General features: G+C 57.9%; 5 protein-coding genes and 2 pseudogenes. 5 read left to right on the forward strand and 2 right to left on the reverse strand.

The window, feature by feature from the left end:
* Positions 1–688: 688 nt before the first annotated feature.
* The 4 genes from CKO23_RS22450 to CKO23_RS22465 all read left to right on the forward strand — a co-directional run bounded on the left by CKO23_RS22450 (position 689) and on the right by CKO23_RS22465 (position 7,867).
* On the forward strand, positions 689–1,825 hold the full coding sequence (locus CKO23_RS22450; RefSeq protein ID WP_200335318.1) for a hypothetical protein: 1,137 nt from the start codon (positions 689–691) through the stop codon (positions 1,823–1,825).
* Between the two features lie 93 nt (positions 1,826–1,918).
* Positions 1,919–4,576 (forward strand): tetratricopeptide repeat protein, encoded by a 2,658-nt coding sequence (locus CKO23_RS22455; protein ID WP_200335319.1) that lies wholly within the window; start codon positions 1,919–1,921, stop codon positions 4,574–4,576.
* Positions 4,573–6,033, forward strand: a complete 1,461-nt coding sequence (locus CKO23_RS22460; RefSeq protein WP_200335320.1) for a hypothetical protein — start codon at positions 4,573–4,575, stop codon at positions 6,031–6,033. The genes CKO23_RS22455 and CKO23_RS22460 overlap by 4 nt, the downstream gene beginning before the upstream one ends.
* A gap of 196 nt (positions 6,034–6,229) precedes the next feature.
* Positions 6,230–7,867 (forward strand): NUDIX hydrolase, encoded by a 1,638-nt coding sequence (locus CKO23_RS22465; protein WP_200335321.1) that lies wholly within the window; start codon positions 6,230–6,232, stop codon positions 7,865–7,867.
* Positions 7,868–7,938: 71 nt separating this feature from the next.
* Here CKO23_RS22465 and CKO23_RS22470 read toward each other — a convergent pair.
* Together CKO23_RS22470 and CKO23_RS22475 are read right to left on the reverse strand one after the other, a co-directional pair.
* Positions 7,939–8,100 (reverse strand): annotated as a pseudogene (locus CKO23_RS22470) (transposase); the annotation flags it as partial.
* Between the two features lie 49 nt (positions 8,101–8,149).
* Positions 8,150–10,819 (reverse strand): annotated as a pseudogene (locus tag CKO23_RS22475) (Tn3 family transposase); the annotation flags it as partial.
* Positions 10,820–11,187: 368 nt separating this feature from the next.
* On the opposite strand from CKO23_RS22475, the gene CKO23_RS22480 reads away from it, so the two are divergent.
* Positions 11,188–11,318 (forward strand): transposase family protein (locus CKO23_RS22480; protein ID WP_200334780.1); only part of this gene is annotated, 131 nt, incomplete at its 3' end.

Raw genomic sequence — 11,318 nt, forward strand, 5'->3', positions numbered from 1 at the left:
CTGGTTACAAAAGGGCGCGATTGTACCGAGGACGCGCGACTCGCGCTGCTCGGGCGATTCAGCTGCGTCGAGGGCGGGCGACCGGCAGGAGTCGTTGCGTTCACTTTTTGTGACCTTCACAGCCCTGGTGGTTTAACTGGTCCTGCTTCGCAGTGTGGCCCATGTCCTGGAACTCGATCAGTTAAAGAATGCTGGACCGAGTTACGAGTTGTCCCGCCACCCTGGACGGGTACATCATAGTCGTACTGTCGGCCTGCGGGTGTTCCATCGGGCGCTCGAACGCTGCGCTGCGCTGCGCTACTGGCTGCTGACTCGTCGGTATTCCAGCATCTCTCATCGCTTGGCGCCTCGCGGCACGTGGTGTTTTCTTTGCAGCATCCGTCGCTTCGTCGACGTGCCGAACGATGGCGCCCCACATTCCCGCCCCGAGCACTCCGGTTGCCTTGAACTCGGGCTGCACGGCCAGAGCCATGTCGAGCAGGGAGCCCGATTCGGTCGCTTGCCCCCCTGTGTATCAAACAATCCTACGTGAGAAAAATCGCAGTCACGCAGTCATTTCTTCCCCTGATTACTTTGGCGAGCTCCGGTAGCTCTCCTGTAGCATTCTGATCGCGTCCTTCATGATCCGCACATCGGATGCAGTCTTGAACGCGTTGCATCGCTCTAGCAATCCACCGGAGGACGCCCCATGCACATCACCAACGACCTGCTCGCATCTGTTTTCGCTGATTCCTCGCTGTTCTGCGGCAAGGAAGATGTCATCCACGCGATCATCCATCACCGACTGATGACCTCTGGTGTGTCGCCACTGCGGATTGCGCGGGAGCAGGCGTTGTCCGGCAACCGGATCGATGTCGTTCTTTTCGGCGAGGAGGTTTGCGGCGATTTTGCGACCACTGCGCGCCGGCCACTCGCGTCCATTGAGGTCAAGGGCGGGGCCTACGGCAACCGCAACGCGCTGAAAGACCAAATCGACGCGAACGGCTACTGCACGGACATGGCCAAGCTGAAGCCGGAGGTCGACAAGGGCATCGAATGCTGGTTCCTGTGCGTCGACATGCCAGAACTCGGCCGGGCAATCTCACCACTCAAGGTCGTGCAGATGGCCGAACAGTGCGCCGCCCACGGGCTCTCGTTTGCCTACCATTGCCAGGGCGAGGAGCAGTTCCATGTGTCCAGGCCACGGCAGACGCTGGCACAGATTCCGGTCGCCAAATCCGTCACGACGACCAGCAAGACCGGCACGGATTTTCTGCTCGACCCGAAGGCATCGCCACTTACGACATTGGCGCACCACTGCCTGGAGGTGAGCGGACACGAGGCAAACGCCACGGCACTCCTCTATGACTGTCTGCGCAGCGCCGGATTCGGGCCGGCTCAGTTGTCGCTGGAGACCTACTTCTCGTTCGCTGTCAAGGAAGGAAGCCGGATGCAGGAGCGCCCGGATCTCGTCGTGTTCGATGCCGAGTTCGACGGTCGCTTCAACCTCTACAAGGGTGGTGATCGGCGCCAGTCGAACGACGCGCACAAGCTCGCCCACATTGACACCATTTTCGAGGTGAAGGGCGGCGCGGCGATGGACAAGAAGAGCGACAAGGCCGTGATGCAGGCGTATCTGGACGACGTCCAGAAACTCGCACGTTGGCGCAGCGGTGCGGAAGCGGTGCGTCAGGGGACGCGGGTGAAGACGGTGTTTCTGGGGGTGGATGGGCGCAAGCGCGGGTTGCCCGCAGCCTCGGTTGCCACGCTGCTCAATGAGAGCAGACGGCTCAGCAGCGGACTGATCTATATCAGTCGTGATCGGATCGAGACTGTTCGGCCCTGATCGGGTCTGGTTATCGCTAACATCGAAGGGGCGTGCATGCTCGCCCCTTTCGTGCAGAAACCATCAGTAGACCAACTTCCAAAGGACAAGCCCATGCACACGCCTAGCCCGTCGTTACAAGCCGTGACCGAAAACCTGATGGCCCGCGAGTGGTCCCACGAACTTTTTCGAGCCGCTGAACGTGGAGATGCGGAGGCACAACGGCAACTCGGCGGGCTATACGTGGGCGAGGCATGGTACGACGAGGTGGCGGCGGAAGCTGTCAAGTGGTTGGACCGTGCAGCTCAGCAAGGTCATGCTGATGCGCAGTTCGAACTTGCATTCCATTCCTGCCCTGAATTCACTAGAGACCTCCCGGAGCTTCAGAATGATCCTGAAGCGACATTCAAATGGATGCTTGCAGCGGCTGAACAGGGACATGCTGAAGCAATCGACTACATGGGGGATATCTATGCGCAAGGTCTCGCTGGTGTGCCACAGGATGAAAATGAGGCCGTAAAATGGTATTTACTCGGCGCCAGGCGCGACCTTGCTTTTCCGCACAGCTTGATTGATTTGATCAAGCGCCGCGCCTGTCGGATTTCCATGGAAGACGAATTTTTCGTTGTTGACTTAATTCGGAAGGAAGCGGAAGAAGGGAAAAGCCACGCACAACGATGTCTCGGCAACATCTATACCCACGGCCTCGTTTGGCTGGCCGCCGACGATGAGGAAGCAGTCAAGTGGCACAGTCTTGCAGCGGCCGAAGAGGAGGAATTTCCGCCTCATGGTGCATTTGATGAAAAAGACATTGAGGTCTTTCGACGCAACGCGGATCGTTGCGGGGCAAGGCTGCAACGTCACCTCGGAGAATTGTTCGAAAAGGGTGAATATCCGTTAAAGGACGGCGAATACCTTGAATGCGACATTGTCGAGGCCGCTCGTTGGTATGAACTTTCCGCCACTCAGAGTGATGCGTTGGCGCAATTCAAGATTGCCCTGATGTACGATCAAGGGCAAGGCGTCTCGCAAAACGATAAGTTCGCTGCGAAGTGGTACGAGAAAGCGGCCGAGCAAGACCTTTCGGCCGCTCAAAACAATCTTGGAACTATGTACGACAGCGGGCGTGGCGTGGAGCAGAACCATCGCTTGGCGCGCCGCTGGTTCTTGGCCGCCGCAAGGCAAGGAAATGAGACCGCGCTGTACAACCTTGGGTTGATCTATCAGCATGGCCAAGGCGTTCGGGAAGACAAGACAGTGGCGCAAAGATGGTTCAGTGCCTCCGCAACGCGCGGTTATGTCTGGGCCAAGATTGCATTGGCGCTCGTGACCGAAGATCCAAGCGACTTACTTAGCGCTACGGAGAGTCTTTTCTTGGAACACAAAGAGGTCGCTCTGGGCCGCATGGAAGACTGTGTCTCACAGTTGGAAGAATTTCGCGAGCGTCTCGACGACTTGGTCAAGCGCAGTCCGGCACCGAGGAATACTCCCATCTGGGAATCGAGCTGGGACGGCAGTAACGACGATCGACGCCACTGGTGGAAGAAGTTGTCGGTGACTGCGCGGATCGCCACAACCCTGCGCGGCATGCTCTTTCTGGTGGATGACGAAGCGGATGAGACGGAGGCCAAAGCCTGCTTTGATCTGGCGGCAAAGAATGACGATCAGTTAGCCGCTTATTACCTGGCGACACTTGAATGGCGCAATAAAGCATACGACCTGGCGCTTCAATTTGTGCAGCAGCGTGTTCATCCAAAGCAAAAGCTCTTAGTAGCTTATTCCAGTGATGGACCGGAAGACCCAGGCTATTACAGTGAGGATTTCCAAGAGAAACTTGATTTGTGGTTTCAGGAATTGATCCAGAACATCCGCGAAAGCAAAACGTCGGAGGAACTGCACCAAGCCAAACTCAAAGCCGCAGAAGATTCCCACAAGCGCACGCTCTCCTTCCTCACCCATACGCTGAACAATACCCTCAGCACGGGGCCGGAAACCGTGCGCACCGTGATCGAGACCCTCGGCAGCGACCTCTACGATCAGGGGCCGGCACAGTACAAGGCCATCAACAACATGGCATCCCTGCTTCCGGTGTTTCTCTTCGCCGAAAGTCTGCTCAAGACCTTCAAGCTCTACGTGTCCGACCCGGAACAGTTGCGCGCGAAGTGGGACAGCGACCATTCAGGGGATTCAACCGTGTCGCTGGTGATGGCGATGGCCTTGCGCCAGTCGATCGCGCGTTTCGTGTTTTCGCCCAATCAACTGGTGCAGTTGAAGCGCCTGCTGCCGGGACAGGACAAGGAGGCGATCAAGCAGGTCCGCAAGTCTTTTGTCGAGGAGATGATCCCGCTGGAACTCTCGGTGGAGACTGCCGGCAAGGTGTTCGACTGGGTCAAGGCCCATTTCGGCATGCTCCAGGTCGAGATCGCGGCCGACGCCGAGATGCGCTTCTCCAGCAACGCCACGCGCTACATGTTCTTCTTCGCGGCCTTTTCGGAGCTGGTCTACAACGCCTTGAAATACTCGGACGGGGCACGGCCGATCCAGTTGCGGTGGTACCGTGACGGCAGCGACTACTGTTTCACCTGCGTGAATTCCTGCCCTGTGGCGACGGGGGCACAGTGGACGCAGGAGGGAACGAACACAGGTTTGTTCTTCATCGACAAACTCATGTCCATGCTGCGCGAATCGGGATTAAGCTGCGTCCAGGAGGACGGCGAGTACCGGGCCTCCTTGCGATTCGACCACAACAACTTTGGAGAACGAGACGCTTGAATATCCTATGGATGGAGGATTTCGGAGGGAACTTGCCGGCGGATTCAAAGACGCTGATCCCACTCTTTCAGGGGGTAGTGAAGCGTGAAATCTTCACCAAGGATTGGGACGACGAAGACGATCTGCTTGCCGAGCCGGCTATTCTGTCGGGCTTTTTCGCGAAACATTCGCACGACCAGATCCTGCTCCTGAAGAGTGTCTTCGATTATCTCGACCGCGTCGCCGACGGTCCCTGGACAAATCATGACGTGTTTGTCATCGACATCAATCTGGACCGATACGCCGATGGCGGACGTGATTTGCCGGTCGACATGGCGGGCGTCGACAAGACCTTGTTTCATCGCAAGGGCGGCATCTATATCTACAACCATCTGATGCGCAATGGAGTTCCGCCGGAGAACATCTGTTTCCTCAGTGGTGAGGCGGCATCAACCCTGGAGTTCGTCGATCACTGTCGAGATGCCCTGATGCCACGCCCGGAGGCGTTCGAAAAGACGGACAGCGACTTCCCCAGATTTCGCGAGTGGCTGCGACAACGCCAGGAAGATCCTTACATCACGCTGCGCCGCGCCGTCATTGAGGGCTGCGAATATCTGAAGCAACGTGTCGAGTCCGATGATTCGGCTATCCAGTTTCGGGAGTTCATCGGCACAAAGGGTGGCGACACAGGGCGGGCTACCCGTGCGGAAATCATTGATTACCTGAATACGCTGCAAACCTTTCTGCCGGCTCTGGCTTATTCAGAATTTCCATCGACACCGGATGGGAAACGTCTGAAGCAGTTATATCGGCTTTTCGTTCGCACCCTCGCGCATGAATGGGAGGATGCGGCAAACCCAGGCAATCTGCGTCGGGATATGGCGTTCGAAAAGAAGAACATTTTGCGCACTTTCGGCTGGATCATGAAGAATGTGCGCAACTGGATGGCGCATACCTCATTGCTCAATGAACTTGCCGCCGAAGATGTCGCGTTTATTTTTCTCATCAATATGCGCGCAATGTTCGATTTTTACACAGCACCCGTTGCCTATGAAAAAGCCCTACTAGAATTGATTTCGCGCACCACCAGCGAACCAGTCATGACTCTGGACAAAGAGCAGCTACTTGAGGACTTGGTGCAAAGCTATCGACATGTTAAAGACCAGATCCGCAAAATCAGGCGGGCAAAGGATGCTGTGAATTTTAGCGAGATGGTCAATAATCTGGTGTTGGCGAATGAAGCGTCTCAAGGGGCGAGTTTTCTTTGCATGCTTTATCAAATGTTCTGGCATGGATTATCCCCGGTCAGGTTTACGCGGGTGAAACCATCTAAGGATCAATGGACGAAAGAGAGGATTCTTACCTTAGAGTTCTCATTTAACTGCGATATCAATCACTATCTGGCTTCACCGAACGCAACGCAAGATTTCATCTATCAACTCGCCTGCACAATCTATCGGCGCAGTTTCCCGCAATGAGTGAGGTTGCGTTCAAAGCGCTCTCGGAGGTACTGCCATCCTGCGCGGAGGAAGGACCTCTGGCGACCAGGGCTGTGAAGGTCACGAAAAGTGTAGAAACGTAACCGATTGATTTACCTGCTTTGCGCTGCCTCAAATCCGGTGCTAACCACCGGAGCACCGCCTGGGTGCCCGCGTAAAGTGCTGATTATAAAAGTTGTATTTTCGCACCTTCAAAGCCCTGCCTCTGGCGACTCAGTTGATGATTTCGGCAGCGGTACAGCATGTGACGCAGGTAAGCGGTGTCTCCGAGAGCGAGGCGGCCCTGATTGTGATGACCTGCCAGCGCCTCTTCGATAGCCTCGCCTTGCTAGATCGGCGACTCTTGCATGCGGGTCAGTGGCAATTTGTGTCATTCCCCGCTCAGTTGGTGGCGCGCTCCCTCTTGAGCGCACTTGCCGACGAGGATCAGGATTTCTTCGAATGCCGCTATTGGGAGCAGGGCGCGCATCGACCGGAAGATGTGGTCGAGGCGCAGCGCACCTTGCTGCGTGGCTTGGAGACGGCGCGCGTCGCATCGCATCGGCGATCGGCGCCAAAGCCGATTCGCTTCGTCTATGTGGCGTGGGGAGTCATCCGGCTCGACGGGCGGTTCCTCCTGCACCATCGGGAAGACAAGGCGCGGCGCCAGACGGGTAATTACGTCCTGCCTGGCGGTCGCTTCAACCTCTCAGATCTGCCAGTGGAACTGCAAACGCCTCAGGGGTTGCCACTGACTCAGCGAACGGAATCGACCGAAGCGCTTTCATCCCTCGAACGAACCTTGGTCCGGGAGTTGGCTGAGGAGATTCAGCTACGTCATCCAGAACACTACAGCTTCCGACCCTGGCGTCAGCTCCGGCCCTTTCGAGAGGTGGAAGGGGCTCGAAACAACCACGCCTATACGGAGTATCTGATCCGAGTCTTCGAGGTCACACTGAACGCATCTGGCCATCTCAGGCTTCTTGAAACGTTGTCCGACCATCCGGAGCAGTTCGCCTGGTTCTCTCCGGAGGATCTAATGCGCAAGGTGAGGCGGGATGGGAAGGTGGCGTATCTTGAAGCGCTTCACGCGGATCTTGGCGGAGACCTGAAAGAAGCGCTTGAGGGAGTCGCGGAGTCGTTCGTGGATCGACCAACCTTTGAGGACGAGACGGGAGCAGTGGATGTCCCCATGACCGGCTCATCAAGCCTGATGCGGGGCCGGACAGGCAAAGAGCGAGCGGTTGCGATCGATCTGAGCGACGACGATCAAGCCGTGCTGCTGGCTTTGGCGTGGTATGCGAAAGGGCTCGCGTTCTCCAGCGTCGACGGTGTTGTGTTATTGCCGTCAGGATGGGTGAAAGTCATTGATGATCGCTGCCTGAGAAGCCTCGATCTTCTCTCGGAGAAACTCCACAAAACCGGGCTTGATTTGATTGACTGTCGTGATGAAAGGTTCTTTCGGCTATCGGTTGCTCCAGGCATGGTGTTCTTCGACGTAGCCGATTATCGATACGACGCAGGCCCGGCTGATGGCGTCATGCAGCGGGACGGTTGGTTCCGCCTGTGGATGCCATCAAGGGAAACACCATTCGGTTGCACCGCAGAAATCGAACACACATTCCAGATTTCCCGGAACACCTTGCGGATCATCGAAAGCGTCGAGGCTGTTCAAGATCCGGAGCAGAATACGCAAATCAAGAGCGGGGACATTCAGCGGGTAATTCGCGAGCAGATTGATACGCGAACGAAACCGCTTGGCTTGAGGAAGTTTCTGCGCATTGAGGGCAAGGAATATTCGATCTCGGTGGAGCGCCTTTGCCGGGATTCGTGATGTTGGTGCGACCGCAAGACGTGGAGCAGCGATGAAGAAACCGCAATCCGTTAAGAGTCTGTTCATAAAGTTCAAATCGGATTACACAGTTTTCTGAGCATCAGACGGATGGAGGCGAGTTTGAGGAAAGTGAGCGCGGTCGCGGCCAGATTTTCGAAGTCCTTGGCGAGGCGCCGGCAACGATTGAGCCAACCGAGTGTGCGTTCGACGATCCAGCGTTTTGGTAGCAGGATAGGGGTACGACAACGATTCCTTCATTTTGGGGCCACAAGGCGTCGGCTTTCATGCCCAGAGATCGTAGATCAGTTCTGGTGGCTGCTTGTCCAGATCTAGATCGTAGCGCCCAAACCGGTGGAGATGCTGAGTCAAGTACGGACTGAGCGCGGCAACATGGCTGGGTTCCAGGAGGTAGCCCTCGTGTTGCAAGTCGTGCAGGACGCGGCTGAGAGAAAAGACATTGTGAAAAATGATGCAGTTGGCCACCAGGTGGTTGTACTTGATGAGCTTGCGCTGCTCGTCGCGGTCGTTGGTCGTGATCGTGCCGTCGCCACCGAAGGCCACCCACTGGGTGAAGCCGTTGAAGGATTCGCTCTTGTTGGTCGCCGCCTGGATGAACGAGCGTAACTCGGCCTGGCCAATATAGTTGAGCAGGAACTCCGTGCGGATGGCGCATCCCAGTTCCCGAAAGGCCTGGTAGAGGCGGTTTCTCCTGCTGTACGTGCCCAGTTTGCGCAACAGGGTTGAGGCGGTGATCTGCCCGGCCTTGATGGAGAGCGCCACGCGCAACATGTCGGGCAAATGGGTCTGGATCAGGTGCCAGTCCACCGTATCGGAGAACAGCTCATCAATGTGGTTGAAGGTGATTTGCTGATCCGGGCGATACAGCTTCAGGTGTTTCCAGTTGCGAATGCGCGGCATCAAGGCAATTCCCAGCAGTGCGGCCAAGCCGAACACCGGTGCGCTCTGTGCCTGGGTGTCACCATGAATCGTGTCGGGCTGGATGTCGGAGAGATTCTTGAGCAGTCCGTCGAGGAGGTAAACGGCCTCCCAGACGCCGCAGGGAATGAAGTGAGAGAACAGGGCGATGTAGGTATCGGACACATGGTAGTAGCCAATTCCGCCGTAGCCGCCGTAACGGAGATGGTACTCGGAGAGCAGGTTTTGCTCATACAAGGCCCACTTGGTGCCGTCGACGGACGCGCTTTTGCCCGTTCCCCAGCGTTTTGGGAGCGCGAAGCGATGATACGCATTGATGACCTCTCGAATCGCCTGATCCAAACCCGCTTCGGTGATATGTCGCCGATGGATCCAGGAAAGCTGTCGTCGGTCGATGTTGCCCAGTGAGCGGGCGGTCTGCGCTGGACCCAGTTGGCAGCCATAGCAAAAAACGGTGGTGAGGTAGCGTGAGAGCGGATCGTCGAGCTTCGCGTCATGGCCGGAGAGGGGGCCGAAGAATCGGGTCCAGTGTAACCAGTGTTCGGTGTCGCGCAGCACATCCAGCAAAGGAGTCGGTTCCAGCCGGTCGGCGATCAGTTGCTCGAAGCCGCGCAATCCGGGGGAGACGGGTGCTTTCGCGGGGCGACGTAAGATGGGCTCGCCCTGTTCGATGCGCAGGTCGGCATTGTCGGGGAATGCCTGGTCCGTTTGTTGGGCCGCCGCCATCAAGCGTGCCTTCAGGTGCGCGACAAAGGCGGCCCCCTCGATCGGTAGCCCGACCATCTCGCCATAGGCCACGATGTCACGGTGGTACACCTCCCAAGCGATCAGTTGGTCGCGATAATCGGCAAAGCGGTCGCTGCCCGGGAGGCAGACATCGCCGGATTTCAGTTCCACCATCAGTTGCGAGAAGACGCACAGCTCGAAGTAGCGGCGGTGCAGGCGCTCGGGCGCCTCCTGGCGATCCCGCTGCTCCGTGACCAAACGCCACCAGAGGTCCGGCATCCAGGCGAGGTCCAGAGGGGACGTCTTGGGCGGGGTCAGCCACTCGCCGGTTTTGTGCGCGTGCTCGAACGCCGTGTCCTGGGTCGTGGCCCGCACCGTGAGATGCCGAAGCAGGCGAAAGAGCGTGGCGCGATGGCTTTTGTAGACGCGCCAGAGGAAGGGAAGGTCATTGTCGCCGGCATGGGCCAGATGATCGTCGCAGCCTTGGAGAATGGCCACCCCACGGTCCGGCAACAACGTCTCCAGTGCCAAGAGGCGCTCCTGGGCCGTTCCTTCGGCCCGGTACGCAGTGACCAGATCGCGCAGCGTTTGCACTAACCCGTCGGTGCGCTGCCGGTGGCGGGCATGATGATCCGCCAGCGCCTCTTTGCCCTTTTGATGAATGACCGACAAGCGCTTGATCAGCATGTCTGCCAAGTCGTCCAAGACGCGGGCCGACTGGACATGGATCAACGCCACCGCCAAGGTCAACCGTTTCCGGGGTTCCATCTCCAACATTCTGGCCGCGTCCAGCGTCCGGGCCTCCGCTGCAAAATGCTGGGTCTTCGCCGCCGGGATGCCGACCAGCACCGCTGGCCCGAGGCGATACCCGGTCAGCCAGACCTGCCGGTCCAACCAGACTTTGAGATGGGTCAGGGTCGGGCTGCCTGGCTCCTGCTTGAGGGTATTCCACGGGGTGAAACGCGACTCCGGCTCCGGCACGAAGAGCGCGTCAAGGCGGGTTTTCTCCTCGGCGCCCAAGGTGGCATCGATCTGCCGGTAGAATTGACGATAGACCACGCGGCGGACATGACGCGCCCCTCGCGCCAGGGTGTCGAACGCGGGAAGCTCATAGTTCTTCCGCACCAATTCCTCGATGGCCACATTGATGAGATCGGCTAACTCATCCTTGGTCTTGGCCGCTTCGCCCATGATCAACGTCATGGCATGCCGCGCGGCTTGGCCATAAGGCTGGACATGGAGCGTCTGGCGAATGATGTGCAGATGTCGCTTGCGCGTTCCAGAGCGGTCGTAGCCGGCAAGATCGGCAAGGCTAGTGCAACAGAGTGGAAATCCCGAGACTGTTTAATCATTCATGCCGCGAGCGGCTTTCCCTCATAGGTCCAGCGGAAGGGCTTGGCCAACACGGCGAAACCGTTCTACCGCAGATTGACTCGCCGTAGTGGGATTTACCTTCGATTCTGTACAGGCCCCAGCGTTTGACTCAAACTGCGCGCCAGGATTGGTTGGCGAGGCAGCGCGACGCACGTGCATGACATCATCCTGCGCTCGGTCGCAGGCCCGCTTCGTCGATCCGCGCCCAGGCACGCCTGACCCAACCGATGCTCGATCCTCTTGACCACGACGGAGCCCCGAAACTGATGTTGAGTGCCAAGCAGATGCGTTCGCTTCCAGCGTTCTTTGCCGATGTGCCCGATCCACGTCGCAGCCAAGGTCGGCGCCATCCCTTGCCGGCGGTGCTCGCCATCGCCGCCGGCGCGGTGTTGTGCGGGGCGCGTGGCTATCAGGC

Source organism: Thiocystis violacea (genome assembly GCF_016583565.1).
GTDB lineage: Bacteria > Pseudomonadota > Gammaproteobacteria > Chromatiales > Chromatiaceae > Thiorhodococcus > Thiorhodococcus violaceus_A.

Excerpts from the sequence above, each read along its gene's own strand:
- CKO23_RS22450 (WP_200335318.1), top strand. The coding sequence starts at position 689 with ATGCACATCACCAACGACCTGCTCGCATCTGTTTTCGCTGATTCCTCG.
- CKO23_RS22455 (WP_200335319.1), top strand. The coding sequence starts at position 1,919 with ATGCACACGCCTAGCCCGTCGTTACAAGCCGTGACCGAAAACCTGATG.